Annotated in this window: 20 protein-coding genes; 5 read left to right on the top strand and 15 right to left on the bottom strand. The window is 59.9% G+C overall.

The features are described 5' to 3' along the window. The first annotated feature begins 111 nt into the window (after nucleotides 1-111). Genes X735_RS161865 through X735_RS161845 form a run of 5 tightly spaced genes read left to right on the top strand, consistent with a single transcriptional unit; the run spans nucleotide 112 to nucleotide 4,732 of the window. The gene (locus X735_RS161865) at nucleotides 112-1,362 is read left to right on the top strand and encodes an ABC transporter substrate-binding protein (protein WP_023809208.1); all 1,251 of its coding nucleotides are present in this window, start codon (nucleotides 112-114) and stop codon (nucleotides 1,360-1,362) included. Nucleotides 1,363-1,365: 3 nt separating this feature from the next. Continuing rightward, the gene (locus X735_RS161860) at nucleotides 1,366-2,103 is read left to right on the top strand and encodes an ABC transporter ATP-binding protein (protein ID WP_023809209.1); all 738 of its coding nucleotides are present in this window, start codon (nucleotides 1,366-1,368) and stop codon (nucleotides 2,101-2,103) included. Beyond that, nucleotides 2,100-2,813, top strand: coding sequence for an ABC transporter ATP-binding protein (locus X735_RS161855; protein WP_023809210.1), 714 nt, complete (start codon nucleotides 2,100-2,102; stop codon nucleotides 2,811-2,813). Before X735_RS161860 ends, X735_RS161855 begins: the two co-directional genes overlap by 4 nt. 12 nt (nucleotides 2,814-2,825) lie before the next feature. Further along, the gene (locus X735_RS161850; protein WP_023809211.1) at nucleotides 2,826-3,701 is read left to right on the top strand and encodes a branched-chain amino acid ABC transporter permease; all 876 of its coding nucleotides are present in this window, start codon (nucleotides 2,826-2,828) and stop codon (nucleotides 3,699-3,701) included. Further along, nucleotides 3,698-4,732 carry a branched-chain amino acid ABC transporter permease gene (locus X735_RS161845; RefSeq protein ID WP_023809212.1) on the top strand — a complete coding sequence of 345 codons (1,035 nt, stop codon included), beginning with the start codon at nucleotides 3,698-3,700 and terminating at the stop codon, nucleotides 4,730-4,732. The genes X735_RS161850 and X735_RS161845 overlap by 4 nt, the downstream gene beginning before the upstream one ends. A 24-nt stretch (nucleotides 4,733-4,756) precedes the next feature. Here the strand turns inward: X735_RS161845 and X735_RS161840 are convergent, their stop codons facing one another. The 15 genes from X735_RS161840 to X735_RS0133545 form a co-directional block, all read right to left on the bottom strand. After that, the gene (locus tag X735_RS161840; RefSeq protein WP_023809213.1) at nucleotides 4,757-6,073 is read right to left on the bottom strand and encodes an ArgE/DapE family deacylase; all 1,317 of its coding nucleotides are present in this window, start codon (nucleotides 6,071-6,073) and stop codon (nucleotides 4,757-4,759) included. A 57-nt stretch (nucleotides 6,074-6,130) separates the two neighbouring features. After that, the gene (locus X735_RS161835; RefSeq protein WP_023809214.1) at nucleotides 6,131-7,036 is read right to left on the bottom strand and encodes a MurR/RpiR family transcriptional regulator; all 906 of its coding nucleotides are present in this window, start codon (nucleotides 7,034-7,036) and stop codon (nucleotides 6,131-6,133) included. Between the two features lie 169 nt (nucleotides 7,037-7,205). Beyond that, nucleotides 7,206-8,726, bottom strand: coding sequence for a DUF882 domain-containing protein (locus tag X735_RS161830; protein ID WP_245273065.1), 1,521 nt, complete (start codon nucleotides 8,724-8,726; stop codon nucleotides 7,206-7,208). A gap of 846 nt (nucleotides 8,727-9,572) precedes the next feature. Beyond that, entirely contained in the window at nucleotides 9,573-11,180 is a 1,608-nt protein-coding gene (locus X735_RS161825; protein WP_023809217.1) for an acyl-CoA synthetase, read from the bottom strand. Then, nucleotides 11,177-12,346, bottom strand: a complete 1,170-nt coding sequence (locus X735_RS161820) for an acetyl-CoA acetyltransferase (RefSeq protein ID WP_023809218.1) — start codon at nucleotides 12,344-12,346, stop codon at nucleotides 11,177-11,179. Before X735_RS161820 ends, X735_RS161825 begins: the two co-directional genes overlap by 4 nt. Before the next feature lie 79 nt (nucleotides 12,347-12,425). Then, nucleotides 12,426-13,790 carry an aminotransferase class III-fold pyridoxal phosphate-dependent enzyme gene (locus tag X735_RS161815; protein ID WP_023809219.1) on the bottom strand — a complete coding sequence of 455 codons (1,365 nt, stop codon included), beginning with the start codon at nucleotides 13,788-13,790 and terminating at the stop codon, nucleotides 12,426-12,428. A gap of 36 nt (nucleotides 13,791-13,826) precedes the next feature. Further along, complete coding sequence (locus X735_RS1000000166720) at nucleotides 13,827-14,555, bottom strand: TetR/AcrR family transcriptional regulator (protein WP_196815288.1); 729 nt, start codon at nucleotides 14,553-14,555, stop codon at nucleotides 13,827-13,829. A gap of 92 nt (nucleotides 14,556-14,647) precedes the next feature. Next, nucleotides 14,648-15,499: an ATP-binding cassette domain-containing protein gene (locus X735_RS161810; protein ID WP_196815289.1), complete on the bottom strand. Its 852-nt coding sequence runs from the start codon at nucleotides 15,497-15,499 to the stop codon at nucleotides 14,648-14,650. Further along, a complete protein-coding gene (locus X735_RS161805) occupies nucleotides 15,480-16,430 on the bottom strand; it encodes an ABC transporter permease (protein WP_050592627.1) in 951 nt (316 codons plus the stop codon). Before X735_RS161805 ends, X735_RS161810 begins: the two co-directional genes overlap by 20 nt. 8 nt (nucleotides 16,431-16,438) lie before the next feature. Further along, the gene (locus X735_RS161800) at nucleotides 16,439-17,404 is read right to left on the bottom strand and encodes an ABC transporter substrate-binding protein (protein WP_081734749.1); all 966 of its coding nucleotides are present in this window, start codon (nucleotides 17,402-17,404) and stop codon (nucleotides 16,439-16,441) included. A gap of 405 nt (nucleotides 17,405-17,809) precedes the next feature. Continuing rightward, nucleotides 17,810-18,196 carry a hypothetical protein gene (locus X735_RS161795; RefSeq protein WP_023809224.1) on the bottom strand — a complete coding sequence of 129 codons (387 nt, stop codon included), beginning with the start codon at nucleotides 18,194-18,196 and terminating at the stop codon, nucleotides 17,810-17,812. 10 nt (nucleotides 18,197-18,206) lie between these two features. After that, a complete protein-coding gene (locus tag X735_RS161790; RefSeq protein ID WP_023809225.1) occupies nucleotides 18,207-20,003 on the bottom strand; it encodes a DUF262 domain-containing protein in 1,797 nt (598 codons plus the stop codon). A 99-nt stretch (nucleotides 20,004-20,102) separates the two neighbouring features. Then, the gene (locus X735_RS1000000168555; RefSeq protein WP_155930540.1) at nucleotides 20,103-20,708 is read right to left on the bottom strand and encodes a hypothetical protein; all 606 of its coding nucleotides are present in this window, start codon (nucleotides 20,706-20,708) and stop codon (nucleotides 20,103-20,105) included. A 114-nt stretch (nucleotides 20,709-20,822) separates the two neighbouring features. Then, entirely contained in the window at nucleotides 20,823-21,269 is a 447-nt protein-coding gene (locus X735_RS161785) for a DUF262 domain-containing protein (RefSeq protein ID WP_023809227.1), read from the bottom strand. Nucleotides 21,270-21,789: 520 nt separating this feature from the next. Next, nucleotides 21,790-22,488, bottom strand: a complete 699-nt coding sequence (locus tag X735_RS0133545) for a class I SAM-dependent methyltransferase (protein ID WP_031212450.1) — start codon at nucleotides 22,486-22,488, stop codon at nucleotides 21,790-21,792. Between the last annotated feature and the right edge of the window lie 161 nt (nucleotides 22,489-22,649).

The raw sequence follows: 22,649 nt of genomic DNA on the forward strand, positions 1-22,649 counted from the left end.
CATCTTCCCGGCCAGGTTGCGTTGAAAAATCCTTTTCAAATAAGAACAATTATGCGTAGATTGTCAATTATCCAACTCCCGATGAACGGGAGGAAAACAGGGAACAGCACGATGAAGCCCAAATCCGCCGCAAGTCGAATCCGCCATATGCTGATGAGCACGACGCTGATCGGCATGTTTGCCGTGTCAGGCGCCCCCGCCTTTGCCGAAATCGTCAAGATCGGCCTGCTTGCGCCGCTGACCGGCCCTGCCGCGGCGGACGGCCAGGAATTCCAGCGCGGCGTGCAGATGGCCATCGACGAGGCCAACGCAGCCGGCGGCGTTGCCGGGGATACGTTCGAACTGGTGGTCGGCGACGTCAAGGATCAGTTCGCCGGCAACGTTACCAGCGCGGTCGAGCGCCTGCTTGGCGATCCGGGCGTGCACTTCATGCTGACCGGCTATGCCAGCCTGACCAATTTCGAGATCGACAACATGGCCGAAGCGGAAATGCCTTACATGCTGGCGGCCACCTCGCAGCAGACCAGGGACATCGCGCCGAGCCCCGATAAATACATGTGCTGCTGGTCGCTGACGCCTTCCTTCGACGCCTACAACACCGACGTCACCCTGTTCGTCGAGAAGCTCGCGGCCGACGGCAAGATCACCTTGCCGACCAAGAAGGTCGCCATCATCTCGTCCGACAACGCTTATTCGAAGACCATCTCCGAAGGCATGAAGAAGACCTTCAAGGAGAAGGGCTGGACCATCACCGTCGACGAGATCGTGCCCTTCGGCGAAGTGACCGACTGGCGTTCGATCCTCGCCAAGGTGCGCGAGAACGTTCCCGACGTCGTCATCAACACCGACTATCTGCCGGGCAATTCGGCGTCCTTCCTGAACCAGTTCCTCGAGCAGCCGACCAAGAGCCTCGTCTTCCTGCAATACGCACCGAGCGTTCCGGAATTCGTCGAACTGACCGGCAAGAAGTCGGATGGTGTCATCTACAACCTGCTCGGCGGCGCGCTGACGACGCCGAAGAACCCGCGGGCCGACGAAGTGGCAGCCAAGTTCAAGGCAAAATACGGCGTCGAGAGCGGCACCTATGGCGTCGGCCTCTACGAAATGACCAATGTCTATTTCGACGCGATCAAGAAGGTCGGCGGCGCGTCCGACCATGCGGCGATCATGAAGGCGCTGTCGGAAACCGACAAGCAGGTCGCCGAAGGGCGGCTTAAGTTCGATCCGGCCACCCACCTTGCCACGCAGGGCGACGACTATATCCCGATCACCTTCTTCCAGATCTGGGATGGCCAGCGCACGCTGATCTCGCCGGAGAAATACGCCACCGGCGCCTTCAAGCTCCAGCCCTGGATGAAGTAGGGAATGGCCCTGCTTGAACTGGACGACGTGTCGAAGGCCTTCGGTTCGCTGAAGGCCGTCGATGGCGTGTCGTTCAAGGTCGAGGCCGGCGAGATCTTCGGCATCGCCGGCCCGAACGGCAGCGGCAAGAGCACGCTGTTCAACATCATCACCGGCATACCGTTCGGCCCCGACCGGGGCCAGATCCGCTTTGACGGCATTGCCATAAACGGCAAATCGGGACACGCCATCGCGCGCCTCGGCCTCGCCCGCACGTTTCAGCGCGAGACCAGCTTCGACGGGCTGACCGTGTTCGAGAACGCGCTGATCGGCGCCAGTTACGGCAAGCAGGAAAAGACAGCGGCCACGGCCCGCAATGCCGCCGCCGAGGCGCTGGAGTTCGTCGGTCTGGGATCTCAGTCGTTCGGCCGGCTTGCCGGCGAATTATCCGTGTTCGAGCGCAAATGCCTGATGCTTGCCACCGCGATTGCCATGCAGCCGCGCATGCTCTTGCTCGACGAGCCGGCATCGAGCCTGACCAAGCCCGAGATCGAGACGTCGATCGGCCTGATCCGCCGCACCGCCGACCGCGGCATCACCATCCTTCTGATCGAGCACGTGCTGACCTTCCTGATGAGCCTTTCGCAGCATCTGCTGGTGCTCAACAATGGCCGCGTCCTGGCCGCCGGCGATCCGGCAGGCGTAATCGCCGATCCGCGCGTCATCGAAGCCTATCTCGGCACGAGGAGGTCGGCGGCGTGAACCCCATTCTCAGCGTCGAAGGCGTCACCGCCGGCTATGGCCGCGTCACCGTGCTGCACGACATCTCGCTGGAGGCCGGCCGTTTCGGCAATGTCGGCCTGTTCGGCCCCAACGGCCATGGCAAGACGACGCTGCTGCGCGCAGTCTCCGGGCTGCTGCAGCCGAAGAGCGGCCGCATCCTGTTCGACGGGCAAGACATTGCCGGCCGCAGCGCACGCGCCATCGTCGGCGCCGGCCTGATCCATGTGCCGCAAGGCAACCGGCTGTTTCCCGATCTCTCGATCGCCGACTGCATGGCGCTCGGAGCCTATTCGCCGCGGGCCCGGCTGCATGAGGCGGAGAACCGCGCGAAGGTGATCAGGCTGTTTCCGAAACTGGCGGAACGCTGGCGCCAGCGCGTGCGCACATTGTCGGGCGGCGAGCGCCAGATGGTGTCGATCGGCACCGCGCTGATGAGCCATCCGCGCCTGCTGATCCTCGACGAGCCGACGCTGGGACTGGCGCCCAAGATCAAGGACGAACTCTGCGCCTCCGTCATGGACATTTCGCGCGGCGGCGTGCCGCTGATCGTCGTCGAGCAGGATATCGAATTCCTGCTGGAGCTGACGCAGCAACTCTACCTCGTCAACCATGGCGCCGTGGCGACCGAGATCAAGCCGGGCGAAAGCCTCGACCACGGCGAGATCATGTCGATGTATTTTGGCCATTAGGAAAATCCGAAGATGAGCGCATTGGCGGAAATCCTGTTCGGCGGCCTGTTCCAGGGCTCGCTCTACGCCATGATGGCGGTCGGGCTCGCTCTGGTCTGGACGACGATCGGCGTGTTCAATTTCAGCCATGGCGTGTTCATGATGCTGGGCGCCTACATCGCCTGGCAACTGATCGAACTCGGCCTGCCGGCGGCGGTCGCCTTTCCGATCGCCGTCGTCGTCATGGCCGGTGTCGGCTGGATCCTGCAGGCGAGCGTCGTGCGGCCGCTGATCGGCCGGCCCAACATCGTGCTGGTCGTCGTCATCACCACGCTGGCGGCCGGATCGCTGATCGAGAACGGCGCCTTGACCATCTGGGGACCGCGCTCGAAGCAGATCCCTGCCCTGATCGCCGGCAACGCCACCATCGGCGGCGTCGGCGTCTCCCTGCACCAGATCGCCATCATCGTCATCACGCCGCTGATCCTGGCCGCACTTTGGGTGTTCCTCAACCGCACGCGGCTGGGACTGGCGCTGCGCGCCGTGGCGCAGAACGAAGATGCCAGCCATCTTGTCGGGCTGAACGTCACCGCGCTCTATGGGCTGGCCTTCGCCATCGCCGCTTCGCTGGCCGGGCTCGCCGGCATCTTCATGGGCGGCTACCGTTTCATGTCGCCGGTGATGGGCAGCGACCCGCTGCTCAAGGCGCTGATCGTCGTCGTTTTCGGCGGCATATCGAGCATATCGGGTCCGATCTTCGCCGCCTATCTGATCGGCTTCTTCGAGGCCGCCTGCAGCTATTATTTCGGCTTATACTGGACACCCGCGCTGCTGTTCGGCGTGCTCATCCTGACCCTGATGGTACGCCCCGAGGGCATCTTCGCCAGCCGCTCCCGAGGCCTAGCATGACCAACACGACATCGCCGATCACCCTTGGCCATGCAGAGGCGGCAACCCCGATCGCTCCCGGCCGCACGCCGTGGGAGCAGGAGGCCATCGGCTTCGTGATCGGCTTCGCCTTGCTGGCATTGCTGCCGCTGATCTTCGGCGACACCTATGCCCGCCACATCCTGATCATGGCCTTCATCTATGCGATCGTCGCCTCGAACTGGGACCTCAGCCTCGGCTATGGCGGCGTCTTCAATTTCGGCCATCTGGCGCTGTTCGGCATCGGCGTCTATGCCTACAGCCTGCTGACCAAGCTGGCCGAATTCGACCCGTGGATCGCGCTGTTTGCCAGCGGTGTCATCGCAACCCTGGCGGCGATCCTGGTGACCATCCCGATCCTGCGGCTGAAGGGCATCTACATCATCCTGGTCACTTTCGGCTTCGCGCAGTTGGTCATGCAGGTGATCATCAGCCAGTCCGCCATCACCGGTGGCACGCAAGGGCTGGTGCGCATTCCCGGACTTTACGTGTTCGACCACAATATGGTCCGTGACGGCAAGTCAGCCTATTTCTACATCGCGCTGGCGCTGCTGGTGGCGAGCACGCTGTTCCTGCGCGTGTTCGTGCGCTCACGCGCCGGGGCCAGTATCGTCGCCTTGCGCGACAATGAGGAATACGCCGTCAGCCGCGGCGTCTCGATCGTCCGCCAGCGCATGCTGACGCTTGCCGCGAGCGCCTTCTTCACCGGCATCGCCGGCGCCTTCTACGCCGCCTACCAGCGCAATGCCTCGATCGACGTCTTCGGCATGAGCCTGGCGACCATCATCCTGTCGATGGTGCTGCTCGGCGGCACCAGCACCATTTACGGCGCCATCATCGCTTCGTTCGTGCTGACGATCTTCGCCGAATGGATGGCCGATTTCGGTGCGTGGCGGCCGATGATCACGGCGGTGCTGATCATCGGCGTGATGCTGGCCTACCCGAGCGGCCTGGTCGGCATGATCAAGGCTTCATGGGGCGCCGTCGCCGGACGCCTGAAACGCCCGGCCTGACCGTTTCGGAATAGCGGCTCCGCCTCAGCGGATGCCGCACCAGTCGATGACCGAAGCAGCGATCACCTTGGCGGTCTCGACCACCGATTCGACCTCGACATATTCGTCGGAACCGTGAAAACCGTCGCCCGACGGGCCGAAGATGACACCGTCGACGCCGGCGCCGGCATAGTGCGCGGCATCGCACACAGCGACGAAGCCGCGCGCCTGCGGCGCCTTGCCGACCATGGCCTTGCGCTTCATCAGCGAGGTCACCAGCGGATGATCGACCGGGGTGTTCATCGGCGGGAAATACAGCCCGCCGAGCTCCCATTGGATCGCAGGCGGGTTGTCGCGCAGCCACGCATCGGTCTGGGCGAAATGGTGGACGAACGTCTCGAAATCGCGGCGGTAGTCGGCCGAGTTCTCATCGGGCAGGAATTTCATGTCGAGGTCGAGCACCGCGACGTCGGGAATGATGGCCGGGTTGGTCATGACGGTCGGCAGGCCGTGTTCGCCAAGGCCGGTGCCGCCATGCATGACGCCGATGTTGATCGTGTTCATACCGAGCGGCAGCAATGGATGCGATTTCGCCCGCGTCCGGTCCAGCTCATACTGGCGCACGGCGGCGATGAAGCGAGCGGCGATCTCGATGGCGTTGACGCCCGGCTCGAGCCGGTCCTTGTCGTGGCGCTGCGGATAAATCTCGTTGTAGCGCAGCGCCGAATGGGCGTTGCGGCCGCGGATCGTCACCCGCGCCCATTCGAGCCCGCCTTCGACGGGCAGGACATCGCCCCAGGTCGGTTCGGCGACCAGCACCGCCTTGGCGAGCTTGCCCTTCTTCACCGCGTCCATGGCGCCGAAGCCGCCGGCTTCCTCGTCGACGACCGAGTGGATGGCGAGCCGGCCCTGCAGCGTGATGCCCGCCTTGCGGATCGCGCGCGCGGCGGCGATGCAAGCGGCGACGCCGCCCTTCATGTCGACGGCGCCGCGGCCATAGAGGCGGCCATTGGTGATCTCGCCGCCGAACGGATCGACCGACCAGTCCTTCATCGCGCCGACCGGCACGACGTCGATATGGCCGCACAGGATCAGGCTGCGGTCCTCGTCTCCCGCCCATTCGCCGACCAGATTGGGCCGGCCGGGCAAGGCATCCCATTGCTCGGTCCTGAACCCGTCCTGCTTGAGGATCGGTTCGAGCAGCGCCTGGACATCCGCCTCGCGGTTGATCGCCGGATTGGGCTCGAATTTGGGGTTGACCGAAGGGATGCGGACCATGTCGCGGGTCAGGCCGATCAACCAGTCGCGATCGGTCTCGATCTCAGCCTGCACGGCGTCGATGATGGTCTGGTTGTCGGGCATTGTCGTTTCCTTCTCTGCATCGCCGCGTTTTGCATCGCTGCACTGGGCGCAACGACACTATTTCCTTGTGGTTTTGGATTTGGCGGCGTCGTCGGCCGATGACGACAGGGCGATATCGAGCGTGACCGCATTGGCGCTGCGGATCCTTTCGATGTCCTCAATGCGCTTGCGCACCCCGGCGCCGTGGCCCTCCAGCGCGTGGGCAAACACGGTTTCCATCTGGGCAACGGCCGTCGCCAGCGTGTCGAACGGCGAGTTGGCGTCGATCGCGGCGACCATGGTCAGGTCCGCTATGTCAGATATCGGCGACAGCCAGACATCGGTGAACAGCAGGATGGAGACGCCGCGCTCCTTGGCCTGCTGGGCAAAGCTCACCACGTCCGACTGGTAACGCCGGTAGTCGAACACGACGAGGAGGTCGCGCTTGCCAAGGTCGATCAACAGGTCGAAATCGGCGGGGCTCAACGAACCGATGTCGCGCACGCCGGAGCGGAACTGCAGGAGGTAGCCGGCCAGCATGGAGGCGATATGCCGGCTGAACCGGCCGCCCAGCAGCACGACCTGGCCCTTGCTCTCCAGCAGCATGTTGACGGCCCGCGTGTAGGCCTGCACCGGCACTGCCGTGCGCGTGCGCTCCAAGCTGTCGGAAACCGAATGGAAATAGGCAAGTGCGGTGCCTTCGCTGGAGCCGCCCGGACGCTTGGCCTCCATCATCAAAAGCGGCGAATGCAGCCTGGATTCGACTTCGGTGAGCAGGCGTGCCTGGAAGTCGGCAAAGCCGACATAGCCAAGCTTGGTCATCAGCCGCGTCACGCTCGGGTCGCTGACGCCAGCGCGCCGTGCCAGCCGGGTCGCGGTGCCCAGCCCCGACATCGGATAATCGGCGAGCAGGACCTGGACGATCTTCTCTTCCGCGGAAGTGAACGCCACGGTCGTATTGGCCAGTTCTTCGCGGATCGACATGTCATCGCCTATCGTCGACGGAAAGACAATTATCTTACAATTTCGCACATGTTTGTCAAATTTGGAACTTTTCTTACAGAACCATCGAGAGTTCGGCATGACTTGCAATCCCATGACAGCCAAGCCAGTCGTGCAACACATCCACGTCGGCTCGAACGAGGGCTTGCGTCTATCTGAAGCTGGCGATGGGCAGGAACTTGACCGCTGAACCGGTGAAGCGTCGGTGATCGGAGGTCTGTCCTCGCGGCTGGAATCCATCGAGATAGATGTGCTCCGGCGCTGTGCGGATGAGATTGGCGGCAATGACGGGCGCCGCCGCAGGGCTAGCTCCGCCGGCGATGCCACGACCCGTCTCAATCAGCCGGCCGGACAACGCTGCCGGCACGATGACCGCGGTAGCTTCGGGATCGAGATTTGGCTGGACACGGTCGGCCTTCGGGCTGGTCCTGACGCGATCTTCGGGCTTCGATTGGGCAACCGAGACCCGCTGGCCGGCCAACCCATTGTGGCCGTCATCGGCGTGGTTCAAGGCCAGCAAGGCAGCGACCGCATCGCCGGATTTGTCTGCGTCAGGCTGGCGCGTCGGCCTTGTCGGGCTTTCCGGCCGCCATGTCGGCAACGGGATGTTGAGCACCACCAGGTCCGGCGCGCCGCTCGCGGGGCCGGCATCCGACTTGCCCGAGGGAATTTCAGCATCGGTTGCTGCTGGATTGGCCAGCTCGGCCCGCGCCGTGGAAGCGTTGGCTGTTGCAAGTGGCGCGATTTGCGGGGTCGGAATGCTGGCCGTTGACCCGGTGCGCGGGGCGAAGGCTGGCAGCGGCACTGAGCCCGGCGCCATCGCCATCACGATCGCTTCAGGCGTCTTTCCCTCCGCTCCGATCGGCGATTCTTCGGCCCGATCGACGGAAGCCGTCTGGATGTCGGCGCGCTGGGCATCCTGTGGCGGCACGATTGCGATGCCGGCGGGCCTGGGTTCAACGGACTTGGCCGGCTTGCGTGGCGCCGGCACCGCTTCGGCGACATCATCGGTCTCGTCCGCGCCGCGCCCACCCAAAAGCGTCGCCAGCAGGCCGCGCGGCCTGCGGTTGCCGCCGTCGGCACTTGCCAGGTCGATGTTGGGCGTGCCGGCGCCCTTGCGCGATTTGTAGGCGGCAAACGCCTGCCCATAACCGGGCAGCGGTTTGCCGTCGCTCGGCACATGCAGCGTATTGCCGTTCGGGAATACCCTTGCGAGTTCCTGGCGGCTGATGCCAGGCCAATGCCGCACATTGCCGACATCCATATGTATGAAAGGCGAGCCGGAGGTCGGGTAATAGCCTACGCCGCCGCCCTGCATCTTGAGGCCGATGTCGCGCAGCTTCTTCAGCGGCACATCCGGCAGGAAGAAGTCCATCGCGCGGCCAACCATGTGTTGGCTTTCCCGAGCCACGCCCTTCGAGCGGCTGCGCAGCATGGCGTTCGTCGCTGGCGACCGATAGGCGCTGACCACGTGAATATAGGCTGTCGAGCCGCTGGCGCGATAGGCCTGCCAGACAAGATCGAGCAGGCGCGGATCCATCTTCGTCGGTTCGTTGCGACGCCAGTCGCGCAGCATCAAATTGATCTTCTTCAATCCCGCCGGATCATAGCGCCCATTGCGCTTGAACACGATTTCAGCCTTCTCGCCCGTATGGAGATGTTGAATCTTCAAAGCACGCGTCTCCGCGAACGCGCCGGTAACGAACAGACATAAGAACGCTGCCATGATGGCCGGCAGTGTCCAAAGACGGGAAGCACCGGGGGCGTTTTGCACGTTTTCGCTCACGTTCATGCCTTGCACGTTCTTTTGTTTCGGGCGGTTTTAGGTTCCGCCCAGATCAGGAGCCTTTCGGCCCTCTTCCTGACAAGCATGGACTTGACCGACGCAGACGGGCATCCATGCCACAATACGTCATGTCGATGAACAGCATCTTGGTTAACGAATCGTGTCTTGCCGGGAATGCGCTTCGGCTGGAGTTGCCTGTGGCAGCCATTTTCTGGAGCAATGCACCGCTGATGAGGTCCGCCAACACGACGGCCGCGCCGTTCCCGTGTAGCCGCCTCGCCCTTGCAAATGCAGAGGACGAATGTGCGGCAACAAGGATGTTGGAAACTGGTGCTGCGAGAGAGGATTGAACTCTGGTATATGTTAGTAAAATCAACGACTTAGTGGCCACTTTGTAACACTGTGACGTGCTTGGAAATGACCCAAAAAACCGCCCGATAAACCTAATGAACTTGAACCGTGAGGCAACGACGGCGCACAATCACTAGACCCAAACAACATGCCAGCGCGACGTTGATCAAAGCCAGTCCCGAAAACACAGCCTGCATGCCGAGGCTGCCCACGCGCTCCAATAGCAAAACACCGACAGACGGGGCCGCGGCCTGCGGGAGAACTGGCTGAGGACGAGCAGCACTGACTATGGCCCTCAGCGGAGTGCCGACGGAGGTCCACTGACCCGCTGCGATATACCTGCCAAGCCTGATTGCGGATCGCCGACGGAATCCAGCGCCATCAGAGGGTTGGGCCCTTGCGGCCGACCACAATCTCTCTGATTTTCGTCTTGGCCACCTTCCCATAACCGGATTTTGGCAGATCGCTCCAAAACAGATACCGCTTCGGCAACTTGTAGCGGGCAATCTTGTCCGTCAGCCAGGAATTGATGTCGAGTCTTGCGACGTCGGCGCCAGGTGCGGCGACGCAAACAGCAATCCCGATTTCGCCCCACACGGGATCGGGCACGCCCAACACAGCCACCTCATTGATGCCGGGATGCGCAAGGATCTTCTCCTCGATTTCGCGCGGGTAAATGTTCGAACCACCGGAAATATACATGTCCGACGCCCGGCCGGTTATAAATAGAAACCCTTCCTCATCCATGTGCCCAATGTCACCGGTGCAGAACCAGCCGTCTCGGAACGCCTTCGCATTTGCTTCCGGATTATTGAAGTATCCAGGAAAAACGGCCGGGCCGATGACGTGGATTTCCCCCGTCTCCCCGAGTGGGAGTTCGACACCATCGGGGGATTTGATGGCAATCTGCATCCCTGTTCGCTCGAAGCCGCAAGTGCCGATCTTCGCATCGGGACCGTCACCCAGTCGATGGTGGTTGGGCGGGAGAACCGTAATATTTCCTGTCACCTCGCCCAGCCCGAAATACTGGACCAGAACAGGCCCGAGCTTCGTCAGAGCGTGCTCTTGATCCATGCGATACATCGGGGCTCCGGCATAGATGACATGGCGAAGCGATGAGTGGTCATACCGATCTACATCAGGATGCTCGACGAGCATCTTGAGAATTGTGGGGACGGTGAAGATGTTGGTGATGCGCCACTTTTCGATCAGGGCCCATGCCGCTTCTATGTCGAAGCGGTCGGTCGCCAGCAGCACCGTCTTGGCGCCTCGCGCCACTTGTGTCAGCTGGTGGACGCCTGCGCCGTGAGACAGTGGTGCCACCACCAGCGATGCGTCGTCCTCTGTCGTCCCCGGCATGAGATCGCAAAGGTGGTTTGTAATGACGAACGCCATCTGGCCGTGCGTCAGCACTGCCGCCTTAGGCCGACCCGTCGTGCCAGAGGTGAATAGGAACCAGCAAGGGTCGTCCCGTTCAACTGCCGCCGTTTCGACCTGCCTACCGTCATGCTGCGAAACGACCTTGTCGTAGTCCGCACCGAAGGCAGCTTCGCCGATCGATATGAAGAAGCGCAGAGGCGCGCAGGAGGCAGCACAAGCGCTCTGGTGGTGAGCAAACATATTGCCGCAGATCATCCCCGCGGCGCCGCTTGCCTCTGCCTGGTAAGCCACTTCTTCCGGTGTCTGCCGGAAATTGGTGGGAGCCCAGACCGCACCGATGCGGAAGCAGGCGAACATTGACTCGAACATCTGGTTGCAGTTTTGCGACTGCACGAGAACGCGATCGCCTTTCTTGACCCCATAGGTCTCGGCAAGCGCAAAAGACATTGCATCGATCCGCCGATCAATTTCGCGCCATGTCCAACTCTTGGCTCCCCAGACAAATCCAATCCGTTCGGGAAATCGGCGCGCCGCCTGGGTGACGAAATGCGACAGGTTCATCACCCGCGTCGACACGGGTTCAATCGGACCTGCATTTCCTCCGTTCATCGCACCCGCTCCAAAATCGAGACGTAGTTTGTGACGGCAGCACCGCCCATGTTGAAGACACCGGCAAGGCTCGCATTCGAAACCTGCATGCCGCCGGCCTCGTTCATCAGTTGCTGTGCCGCCATCACATGCATGGAGACACCGGTCGCGCCGAGCGGATGGCCCCTCGCCTTAAGGCCGCCGGAAGGATTGACCGGCAGGCGGCCGGAGCGTTCCGCAATCCCTTCGCGCACGACGCGAAACCCTTGGCCTGGCGAGGCCAGGCCCATTGCCTCGTATTCGATCAGTTCCGCAATAGTGAAGCAGTCATGTGTCTCGACAAGGTCGAGATCATCAATTGCCAAGCGGGAGGTCCCAAGCGCCGATGCCCAGGCCCGCCTCGCGCCGTCAAAGGCGATTGGATCGCGCCAGCTCAGCGCCATGAAGTCGTTGGCATGGCTTCTGGCGCGAAATGCGATCGCACGAGACATTTGGGCCGCCGTCTCGTCGTCCGCTATGACGATGGCTACAGCACCATCCGACACCAGGGAACAATCCGTTCGCCGCAGAGGGGAGGCGACATAGGGGTTACGCTCCGATACCGTATTGCAGAAGTCGAAACCCAGATCCTTGCGCATATGCGCGACGGGGTTGCCGACCCCGTTGCGATGGTTCTTGGCGGCGATCATCGCCAGTTCCTCGGATCTGTCGCCATGCCGCTGGAAATAGTTCTGCGCGATGCCACCGAATACGCCCGCGAAACCGCCTTCCACGTCCGCCTCTTCCTTGCGATAGCAGCCGGACATCAGGACATCGCCAACCTCGCTGGAAGGCAGGCCGGTCATCTTTTCGGCACCAATCACCAAAGCGATCCGTCCGCGGCCGGCCTCGATGAAATCGAGTGCACCAAAAAGAGCGGCTGAACCCGTCGCGCAGGCATTTTCGAAACGCACAGCGGGGGTCGCGGCAAGGCCGTGATGACTCATACCGACAAGTGCCGCCTGAAAATCCTGACGCGAAAAACCGTTGTTGTAGACGCCAACGAAGATCCCGTCGACGTCGGAGGGACCGACGCTGGCATGGCCGAGCGCCGGCCCAACGACTTCCGCCATCAACGTTTCGGTGTCGGGGGCCGCGGACTTCCCGAAATTGCTGTGGGCCCAACCGATCATCTGCGCTTTGGCCATGCCTCTTCCTTTCGGCACTCGACGAGCGCCGTTCAATCAGCAAGTTCTCTGATTGCGGCAAACGCTGCCGCCATTACGTTCAGGCGCTCGCGCGCAATCCCGGCTGCGCCGAAATCTCGCTCTCGAAAGCGCGGATGCCGGCGGTGAACGACTCCATCATTTCCTCGATTTCAGCTTCGCTGATCGTCAGCGGAGGACAGACCATCAGCCATTCTCCAAACGAACCGCCGGCCGTGCGCCGCGAGAACAAGAGCAGTCCGTGGTCGCGACAGATCATTCCTATCCGCTCGCTCGCCCGCATTTCCGCCGCGAACGGCTCCTTGGTGACTTGGTCCGCGACGATCTCTACGGCCATGTGCAGGCCAAGTCCGCGAATGTCGCCGATGATGCCGGTCTTGCCCTTGATGTCCTCCAATCGGGAATTGATCAGCGCGCCCAAATTCCGCGCCCGCTCCATGAGACCGTCTTCCTCGACAACCGTCAGAACCATGTCGGATGCAGCACAACTGACTGGATTGGCTGAATAGGTGTGGCCGTGCTTGAAGCCGCCCGAACGGCGCACATCGCTCACCATGTCTGCCGACGCCAGGACCACGCCGAGTGGCGCATAGGAGCCGCTGACGCCCTTTGCGAGCGTGACGATATCGGGCCGGCAATCCGGCCAATGATGACCGGCGAGGAACTTGCCCGTCCTGCCAGCGCCGCTCATGATCTCGTCGTAGATCAGCATTACGCCATAGCGGTTACAAATCTCGCGGATGCGGGTGGAATAGCTGTCCGGGGAAACCAGGGCTCCGGTCGATACGCCGCCGACCGGTTCGATCATGAAGGCGAGGATGGTTTCGGGACCTTCGCTCAGGATCGTTTCTTCCAGCTGCCGAACACAACGGTCGACGACATCCTGCTCGCTTTCGCCGGCGGGGCGCCGATACATCAGCGGCGCGTCGATCTTGGGCATTTCGACAAACATCGGGCGGTAGGCGGCCGCGTAGTCAGGGTCACCGGTAATGCCCAGAAGCGCCGTTGTCGCCCCGTGATAGGAAGGTATGCGGCTGATGATCTTGAAGCGCGATGCCTGACCTCGCGCCACCGCCACCTGACGGGCGAATTTGATCGCGGCCTCATTGGCCTCCGAGCCGCCGGAGACGAAGAAGGCAGCGCCATAGTTCCAATTGCTGAGGCGCTCGAGCCTGTCGGCCAGCCGCTCGTTGGGGTCGTTGTCCCATCGCATACTGTGAGCATAAATAATGCGCCCCATCTGGTCGCGCATCGCTTCCAGGACCCTGGGATGGGCATGGCCGACATTGACCGAAATGGCACCCGACGATCCATCGAGCAGACGGCGACCGGTGCTGTCCCAGATATATACGCCCTCACCACGGACGACTTTCGGGAATTCTTTCGTGCCTTCGGGCGTGATGAAATGCTGATAGCGCAGTGTCATGAGTATCCTCGCACTGTTGCCTGCTTGGGGGTCCTTTCAGGACTGTTTGGCAGGGTAAGAGAAACCATTGAGTGGGGAATTCGCCGTTAGCAGCCTGGGGTCGGGATCGGAGCCGAACAGCATGCGATGGCGGGTGAAGGCCAGGAGTTCCGCCACGTGCTCGTCATTACGCGGATCGTCGGGGAACGCCGCGCCGAAGATTTCGTCGACATAGATGCGGGTCATTATCTCGTCGGCGAACGCGCTCGTTGCATGCCCAATGAACCGATCGAACGCGGCGGGCACCGGCTGCTTCGCATGATCCCTGGCGATTGCCGAAAGTATTTCGGCCCATTGCGCCGTCAGCTTCAACCAGACCGCGTTGGCTTCCGCGTCCTGCCGCTTCATTTGGAACAGCGATCGAAAGAACATCCGGCGGCGGCGGAAAGCTCCGACGATCTCGATGAATGTCGCCTTCATCTGGGAGAACAGGTCGACAAATTCGTCGCCTTCGGGAATTGCTGGCGCGATGTCGACGGCGGCGAACTCCGAGAAGACCTCAAGCACCAGGTCACGGATGCTGTCGAAATGCAGGTAGAATGTTCCTGCTGCGACCTTTGCCTTGCCGGTGATCGAGCCAATGGTAAGGCTGGCAAGGTCGCTTTCCGTCAAGCAATCGAGAGCCGCCCGCTTCAGCTTTGCGCGCGTGCGCGCGCTCTTGCCTTCGCCACCCCCGCCCTTGATCTGCGCATTCAGCGCGGCGACGTAGCGATCACCCAATGCCAAATGCGCTCCCGCAGTAGCCGCTTGGCTCCGGCCTGACGAGGTTGCAGTCGGCGAGGCACTTGGCGCGTTCCGATCCGTCATCTTGTCCCTCATCAGGAAGCCGCCGCCAAGAGCGTGCGGTCAGGCAGTGCCTCACCGACCAGTCTCTCGAATTGGCCGGCAAGCTCGGCCAGGTCGAGCGCTGCTTTCTTCTCGCCCGATAGATCCATCACCACCTTGCCGCGATGCATCATCAGCACGCGATCGGTATGGCTGAGCGCGTGACCAAGGTCATGCGTGACCATGACCGTCGTGATGCCTTGCGCGCGCACTATCTCCCCGGTTACGTCAGCAACGATTTTCGCGCGCTTGGGGTCGAGCGCCGACACGTGCTCATCGAGCAGCAGAACACGCGGATTGCGCACCGCGGCCATCGCCATCGCCACTGCCTGGCGTTGCCCTCCGGACAGAGTGCCCGTCGATTCGCCAAGTCGGTCTTCCAGTCCCATGCCAAATCGCTGAAGCGCGCTTCTCGCGGCGAGCCTCACGCCATTGCGGTCATAGCGACGTAGGCGGAAGGCACGCTCCTTGCCCATCACGGCGAGCGCAAAATTCTCCTCGATACTGAGTGAGGACAGCACGTTGTGCTCGGGGTTCTGGCGAACGAGGGCAATCTTGGAAGCCCTCTGCCACGAAGGCTTTTCGCTCATGTCCTCATCGTCAATGGAGAGTAACCCTTCATCTAGGAGCAGCGTCCCCATCAGGATTGAGAGCAGGGTGGACTTTCCAGCACCGTTGGATCCGATTAGCGCAACGTAGGAGCCGCGCGCGATATCAAGGGTCAGATCATCCAGTGCGGTGAAGACTTCCTTTTTGCCAAGGCCGGCAAAGCGTTTCGTCGCGTGGCGAAGACGTATCGCTGGTGGTGCGCCACCAATGCGTCGCTCAGAGAAGGGTGGTGACACGATCATTCTCCAAGAATTGCACATGTTTGCGCCGACGGGCACGCCAGCCTTCGAACCCGGAAATCGTAAGCGTGCCCTTGCCGTGGATGCGGGCCGCAATAAAGGCGAAGACCAGCAACGCCGTGATCAGCCGAACGGAGTTCGGCGGAATGCCCAACCTCAGGCTCAGCGCCACGATGCAGCGATAGATGATCACGCCCATGATCACCGAAGCGATGCCGACGGCGACCTTGTCGGAGCGAATGACGCTTGTCCCGATCGTCAGGGCTGCCAACCCAACGACGATGACGCCGCCCTGGATGGAAACGTCCATGAAACCCTGGCTCTGCGCCACCAGCGCGCCCGAGGCAGCGGCCAGCGAATTGGCCAACATCAGGCCAAGCACCTGGTGCATCTCGGTGCGGATGCCCAGGCTGCGCGCGGTTTGTATGTTCAAGCCGCTTGCGCGTGTCGCAAGGCCGTAGCCAGTGTGCAGAAGCCAGACCAGGAATGTCGCAAAAATCAACGTCACGGCGCCCGCCACTAGGATCGAAGCGGGCTGGTTGTGCAAGCCCAGAGCCTCGGCCCAGGTGAAGAGCGTAGCAACCCGCACGAGAGAGACATTGCCCGTGCCCATCACCGCGATGCTGACGGACCACGCTGCCGTGGTCATCAGGATGCCGGCAAGCAGAACGTTCATCTGCAGGATCACATGCAGCAGCGCGGTCACAAGGCCGGCAAGGGCGCCGGCACACATGCCGAGCAGCAGCGACGTAACCGGATCGACCCCCATGAGGAGACTGCTTGCCGCGGCCGCACCGCCAAGGCCGAAGGAGCCTTCAAGGGTCAGATCCGGCAGGCTCAGCACGTTGATCGCGAGGTAAATCCCCAGCGCCAACGGTCCGTAGAGGAGCCCGATCTGGGCTCCGATGACAAGCACATCGATCAGCATACGACGCCTCAGTAGGTTTTGACCGCCGAGGTCATCATAGGCTCGGGGATCTTGAGCCCCAAGGCGTCGGCTTCGGTCTTGTTGATCTCGAAGCCGGCAATCTTGGGAATGACAACCGGCGTCGTGGCGGGGTCAGCACCCTTCAGCACCGCCACGACAAGGTCGGCTGCCTTCTGCCCGACAGTGACGTAACTGTAGCTGCCAGCCAGGATCGCGCCGCCTTTGACCGCATCGGATGTGCAGCCGAACACGGGAAGCCTGGCATCCTTGGCAACCTTCAGGGCGCCGGCCATGCCCGAGATCGTCGTCGTGTCGCAGGGAAACTCGATCGCCTGGACGCGTCCAACGAGCGACTGCGCGGCTTGCGTGGTTTCGCCAGCATTGGCGATCCCGGCGGTCACGTGCTTCAACCCCTTGGCTTCGATATGCGCGACCGCGCGCGCCGCCAGCGGATCGCCTGCGGGATCGCCGACCTTGTAGATGAGCCCGATGGTCTCAATCGTCGGCAGGATTCCCAGCATGCCGTCGATTTCCGATTCGACGGGAAGAGGATCCGAGACTCCTGTCATGTTGCCGCCTGGCTTTTCAAGGGACTGAACAATGCCGGCCTCGACGGGCGTCGACACGCCGACGAACACCACTGGCACAGTCTTGGTGGTCTGCTGTATTGACTGAGCGGCGGCGGTGCCGATGACCACGATTAGATCACAGTCACCACTCGCAAATTGCTGCGCGATCGTCTGCTGTGTCGCCGCATCGGCCTCGGGGTTCTGGATGTTCTGAACGACCTTATCGCCCCCTGCAGTTTTTAGACCTTCACTCATGCCCTTCAGAATGTCATCGATGACAGGTGCCGAGGCATACCTGTTGACACATATGGTCTTGCCCGAGAGCGCTGCATCCTCCGCTTTCGCCGCCCCTGAGGCTGCGAGTGTTAAACCTGCAACCGTCGAAAATGCGATTAGTGACTTCATGTCAGTTCCCCATGGTTGGCCGCCTTGCCAGCAGCACTTCTGTTCCGATTATGAAACTGAATGCACTTTCATAATTTGTCAATCGAGTTCCATAAAAATGTATGAGAGAGGGTTGATCGCGAGTTTCAAATCTGCAAACGTCTGAGGATTGAATTCTTGTATTAATTAATCGAATCAATAGCTTAAATACTATTTTGTAGCATCATGACGACCGCCAAAAATGACCGCGCATGGCCTTTAAATCGATGGCCGGGTTTGCTTCCATGAGGCATTTTGTTTCAACCTCTAGTAACGTCGGCTCAATAGAAGCTGGGCGCGCCGCCTACGTTTTCGTAGACTTCCGCATCCGCTTCGCGACCGCAACGCCAACTGACGCTGAACGACGGATCCATTCACAACGGCTGTTCACGCCGCCAAATAGCGGCCGAACTCATCCCTTCGCATCCGACCTTGGGTGACCAGTCGGCTGAGTGTCCCAGGGACGGATGTCAACTTCATCCCCGGATTGTCCTTTTCGAGGATGTCTTTGACTTCGGCAGACGATAGAGGCCGCGGACTTTCTGAAACTGCCCGAAGACAAAGTTGCAGAATCTGCCCATGTCCGGCTCTCTGCGACGTTTCATTTAGACCAAGGAACGCCTCGAGCTGTTCCTTCCTCGCTTCGAGCGCTTCGATCTCGTCATTCACTCGCTCAAGTTCTGCCACCGCTTCGTCGTGCATCGTGGCTTCTTCAGCGGCAATCCGCTCTCGCTCGTCGCTGAGGCGGCGCATCTTCTCGGATAAGGTTTCCATGTCTGTCCTCTCAGGCTGTGGCGCGCGAACTTGTATCTGCCACGTCACCTTGTAGGGAAAGAAGACGCTTTGCGATTAGCTTTTCACGAGCAGCCACGAATTCCGGCAGCATTCGTAGGTCCCATAATTGCCGGTCTTCTGGGATCAGATGGCGGTCTAGGAACGAATGATCCCTCGTCTGGATCCACTCCTCGAACTTCTGATTGGTCTTGATGAGATTGTCGTGCGAAGTGAGCAGCTGCAGATTTCCTATTCTGTCTGCTGTTTCAAGAATTTCGTCGACGCGGGATGAGTGGATATTCATTCCCATCAACGTGCGCCGATTGATCAGCGACTTAGGGAAAATATGATCGAGATGATGGGGAATCGCCCCCCAGTTCTTGTCATCGTAGAGGAGCGACAGAACGAGAAAAGTCGGCTTCTGCCCATATTTGATTTCAATGACGTTTGCCAGCGATTCAGCGTTAATGTTGGCAGCCCGCTTTCGCTGTTTGGTCAACGCCGAATAAAGCTCGGTGAGCGGGAATTCCTTGTCCACAGTCAGCGATGAGTGGATTGTGTTGCGCGACGCTCCGATGGTGCCGTCCGAATTTCCGCCGAAGACCCCGTTCAACAGTGATGATACCAACCATCGCCTTATCCGCTCGGCGTTGCGACTATCAAACGCTGTGCTGCCCTCCAGCAAATCCGTGTCGATCTTGTAGAGATAGTAGGCGATGGGAAGCAGGGCGTTCAAACTGGTGAGGGTCTCGCGATCGATGCCGAAACGGTTCACGAGAAGGAATGTCCGCCGCAATGCCGCTTTGATGCGTGGCCAGTTTTTCCGCATGATCTCAAGGTTATGGCTTGTGAAGTTCTTTACCTGGTAAACATGATCTAAGTCCGAGAGCAGCAGGCAACCCTTCATCACGAAATCTTTGTTTACTTCGTTCTTCTTATCAAGCCGGGTGTTTAGCATATCAACGAAGCTATAAATCTCCTCGCGCGCCGAAATGTCCGCCCACTTCGACGATATCATCGACAGCATGAGGTCCGATTTGCTTAGCTTCGTGCCGCCATCGTTTGCCCGCACGAAAATACCCAAGACCCGATCATAGTCCTGATCCTTTTCTGTGTAGTAGCAGATGATCTCATCCTTCCACACCATGCGGTGGAGCCGGGTGAGATTTCGATTGACTGTCTTCTCATCCAAGCGCGAAGCCGTTTCTGGCAGCCTATCGACCAAGTTGTCCTTGTATCTGTCGAACGCGTCATCGCCGGGGTAGTTTAGAATTTCGCCCACCTTGATCCAGAACCTGCCCGGAACGGATGGCGGCGCATTCTCGAAAAGCTCGAAGCCGTAGGGATTTTCAATGCCCTCTTCAGCATTGTCGTCGGTCGCTGACCGGGTTGGGTCTTTGAGTAAGTCGATATAAAGGCGTTTCCGCAGCCAGGCGGATGGGCTGTCCCAGTGCTTATTTTTGGCTTTGACCGTAAAGGATCCGCGCAACCCGATCAGCAGCGACGTGAGCCGCTGCTGGCCATCCAGCACGAGAGTGACGTCTCTGCCATCGGTCTCAGCGATCTCATTGTGAACCTCGCCGTAGCGGAAATTCTCTGCGAACTTATAAATCTGCCAATTCGGCTTGTTCTCCGGAGCCACATCCCAGAAGAGGAATGAACTGATCGGATAGCCCTTCATCAATGAATCGAACAGAGATAGCACCTGCTCTGCATTCCAGACAAATGGACGCTGGATGGCGGGCAAGAAGTAAGAGCGATTTATCTTATCAATCGTGCTGGCGACTGTTGTGGCCGTGTAAGGCATTGCTAGATTGATCCAATGGAGCTGTTTGGTTTCGGGATTTCATCGGCGAGCTGCGGTGGTCGATGTAATGAAGCTGTCGTAAGATGTCGTGGACATCTATTAGATGAGCGTATTGTGGACGCGTAAAGCTGATACCAACGGAAGCTCTTCGCGGTTGAACGTATCCGGGTTCAGGATGGAAACAACATCTCGATGAACGTCCACGATATCGTCCACTTCGATCATGTCACTTGGGTCGTCACAGGAGAAAATAATCTGATTTTCAGAGTCGGAAATGCAAATTCCAAGAATTATCTTGAGGCAAGGAACGCTCCACACTTCGGTTACGCGAACCAAAATTGAGCCTATGCCATTTTTAGATCTTCCAGATATCCCTCTAACAGCAAAGCCCACTGAGCCAGCAGCTTGAGCAAGCCGCCTTGTTCGCGTCGCGCTGTTGAATACGTCTGGCGTCACCCGGTTCGACGATATCTTATTGGGGCGAGTGTCGGTGCAACCATGCTTGGGCCAGTCACCGCCAAGATCGTCAAAAAATACACGAGAGCCAAATACGTTTTGGTAGAAGTAAACACTGGCACCACAGACTGGACAGTGGGCATTTGGGTTTACCAGGCAAGCGGCTTGGCGTCTCTCAGTGACAAAATAATCCCTGAGAAGATTCCTTTCGAGCTTATGAGGCTCTGCACGAACCGCTATCGACGCCATGTGGCCGCCATGCCCACCGCCAACACACCAACCACAAGTGCAATTAGAGTAGTGATTATGACCTGTCACAACTTGCGTTCCACTAAAGCGGTGAATCGGAATGATCCGGATGAGTTAGCCACAGTCATGCGACCGCGTGGCTTCCGACAACCTCTGATAGTGCCGTTTCTTATCATAACCTGGCGGGTTCAAAGTCAGTGCTTCTAGCCCGGGGATTTCAATCCTCGCGCATTTCTCCCCATGCTCGTTGCCCGACCCGATGATTTCACCAAAAGCATGCTTTGCAGCCTGAATCTGCAATGTCGTAAGTCGCTGCTGGCCGTCGATGACTTCCCGCCTCGTCACACGTCCGCTGTGTGTGTCGGTCTGCTCAAGCACGACCGTGCCGAGGACATTGCCCGCCACCTTCGTGACAAGGCTATCCGCCAAGTGAGAAAGATCGTCCCAGAGCGGCTCCCACTGTTCTTCCTTGCCCCACACATGGGGCCGTTGAAACAAAGGCACCAAATGTCTCGTTTCAGTTCCAAAAATGTTGGCAAGTGGATGGTAGGCAGGTTGCATTTCGAATCCCCCCAGATTCTTTCCATTTATTGGGTAATCTAGACCATATAGGGCTGATCATTAGCAACGGTATTCGCCCACTGGGATACTCTTTGCTGCTCGTCTCGCAGAAATTCGTGACGGCCCACCGGGACGGGGACCCCGAGTCCACGCGCAACGGACGAAGCCGGCCAGACTTTCTGGCTTCGGGCTTGGTGATGCTTAGCGAGCATCTGAGCTTCTTAGATGACGACAAGTAGCGCCGTCCCGATGCAAGCATGTCGATCCGCGAGGGGGCCGGTAGCGCCCAATGACACTAATCCGGTCCGTCGACGTTAAGGCGATGGCTGGCCCGGAAGCGACCGCCTCTACGCTCCGCGGAAGATCCGCTCGGCATCGCCAACCATCGCATTTACATCGATCTTCTCGCCCGCCTCAAAAACGAAGGCTGGGAACCGTTCCACATCTTCTGAACTGGCGATCTTAATGACCCGGCTTCGTGTCAGATTGAGGCGCCATCCATGTGCTGCAGCCGCAAGTATTACTGACCGGATGTTGCCAAATGAGGGAAACCGACCGGTGAGAACGGGCTTGGCTTCCAATGTGCCCCAGCACGCCAGTTTCGAATGTATTCCTCAAATTGCGCGGCGAAGTCGTCCGAGCAACCAGGGCAAAAAGCACTTCGTCCTATGGTTTCGATGGTGTGGGGAGTTGTAGACGACCGAAATCGAGATAGGTCAAAACCGAAATTGCAAACGACGACCTCGCACTTCTCGTCATCAGCCGCCGCGCTCAGGTAGTCCAACGCCTTAACATCGATGTCAGAGACCGTCCGGGAAATCGCCACAAGCGCCTCTTCAGCGTCTACCCCTTTTAGCCGCGTTCCAGGAAAATTGGTTCTCACAAACCTTAGAAAAGTTCCAGTTCCACATCCCATTTCCACGATGGATTGTGGGCGCCAATGTGCGATCTCTGACTGAAGCCAATCGAATGTCGCAACATATCGAGCACGATCCTGCGAGAATAAAATGTTCGCCTGCCTAGCGGTTCTCGGCAGCTGGTAAAGCACGGTCGAAGGGATGCCACCTAGATGTATAGCTTCCCAAGTTCTGCGAATGTCAGCAGCATCTTCCGGCGAAAATTCTTTCAGAAATAAGCGATCCAGCTGGCCGGGCTTCTTGTCGAACACAAACCCTTCTTTGCCCAAAAACGCACGCGCGCCGATCCGGTCCTGAGCCATGCGCAGGACTCCTGTTTTAGCCGTCCTTTAGCGGTCGCATACGACCCGTCAATGCAAGTATGCGACCTGCGGCCTTGCGCCTCATCTTGATTTGGCACGTTCGCCGGCAAACTTGCCGGCGAAAAAAACAGGTCTTGCATTGCGCTTTGGAGTTCTGTTCA

It is taken from the genome of Mesorhizobium sp. L2C084A000 (assembly GCF_000502875.1).
Lineage (GTDB): Bacteria > Pseudomonadota > Alphaproteobacteria > Rhizobiales > Rhizobiaceae > Mesorhizobium.

What these genes read in the sequence shown, in the direction of transcription:
- X735_RS161865 (WP_023809208.1), top strand. Translation starts at nt 112, where the DNA reads ATGAAGCCCAAATCCGCCGCAAGTCGAATCCGCCATATGCTGATGAGC.
- X735_RS161860 (WP_023809209.1), top strand. Translation starts at nt 1,366, where the DNA reads ATGGCCCTGCTTGAACTGGACGACGTGTCGAAGGCCTTCGGTTCGCTG.
- X735_RS161850 (WP_023809211.1), top strand. Translation starts at nt 2,826, where the DNA reads ATGAGCGCATTGGCGGAAATCCTGTTCGGCGGCCTGTTCCAGGGCTCG.
- X735_RS161845 (WP_023809212.1), top strand. Translation starts at nt 3,698, where the DNA reads ATGACCAACACGACATCGCCGATCACCCTTGGCCATGCAGAGGCGGCA.
- X735_RS161840 (WP_023809213.1), bottom strand. Translation starts at nt 6,073, where the DNA reads ATGCCCGACAACCAGACCATCATCGACGCCGTGCAGGCTGAGATCGAG.
- X735_RS161835 (WP_023809214.1), bottom strand. Translation starts at nt 7,036, where the DNA reads ATGTCGATCCGCGAAGAACTGGCCAATACGACCGTGGCGTTCACTTCC.
- X735_RS161825 (WP_023809217.1), bottom strand. Translation starts at nt 11,180, where the DNA reads ATGAACGGAGGAAATGCAGGTCCGATTGAACCCGTGTCGACGCGGGTG.
- X735_RS161820 (WP_023809218.1), bottom strand. Translation starts at nt 12,346, where the DNA reads ATGGCCAAAGCGCAGATGATCGGTTGGGCCCACAGCAATTTCGGGAAG.
- X735_RS161815 (WP_023809219.1), bottom strand. Translation starts at nt 13,790, where the DNA reads ATGACACTGCGCTATCAGCATTTCATCACGCCCGAAGGCACGAAAGAA.
- X735_RS161805 (WP_050592627.1), bottom strand. Translation starts at nt 16,430, where the DNA reads ATGCTGATCGATGTGCTTGTCATCGGAGCCCAGATCGGGCTCCTCTAC.
- X735_RS161800 (WP_081734749.1), bottom strand. Translation starts at nt 17,404, where the DNA reads ATGAAGTCACTAATCGCATTTTCGACGGTTGCAGGTTTAACACTCGCA.
- X735_RS161795 (WP_023809224.1), bottom strand. Translation starts at nt 18,196, where the DNA reads ATGGAAACCTTATCCGAGAAGATGCGCCGCCTCAGCGACGAGCGAGAG.
- X735_RS161790 (WP_023809225.1), bottom strand. Translation starts at nt 20,003, where the DNA reads ATGCCTTACACGGCCACAACAGTCGCCAGCACGATTGATAAGATAAAT.
- X735_RS1000000168555 (WP_155930540.1), bottom strand. Translation starts at nt 20,708, where the DNA reads ATGGCGTCGATAGCGGTTCGTGCAGAGCCTCATAAGCTCGAAAGGAAT.
- X735_RS161785 (WP_023809227.1), bottom strand. Translation starts at nt 21,269, where the DNA reads ATGCAACCTGCCTACCATCCACTTGCCAACATTTTTGGAACTGAAACG.
- X735_RS0133545 (WP_031212450.1), bottom strand. Translation starts at nt 22,488, where the DNA reads ATGGCTCAGGACCGGATCGGCGCGCGTGCGTTTTTGGGCAAAGAAGGG.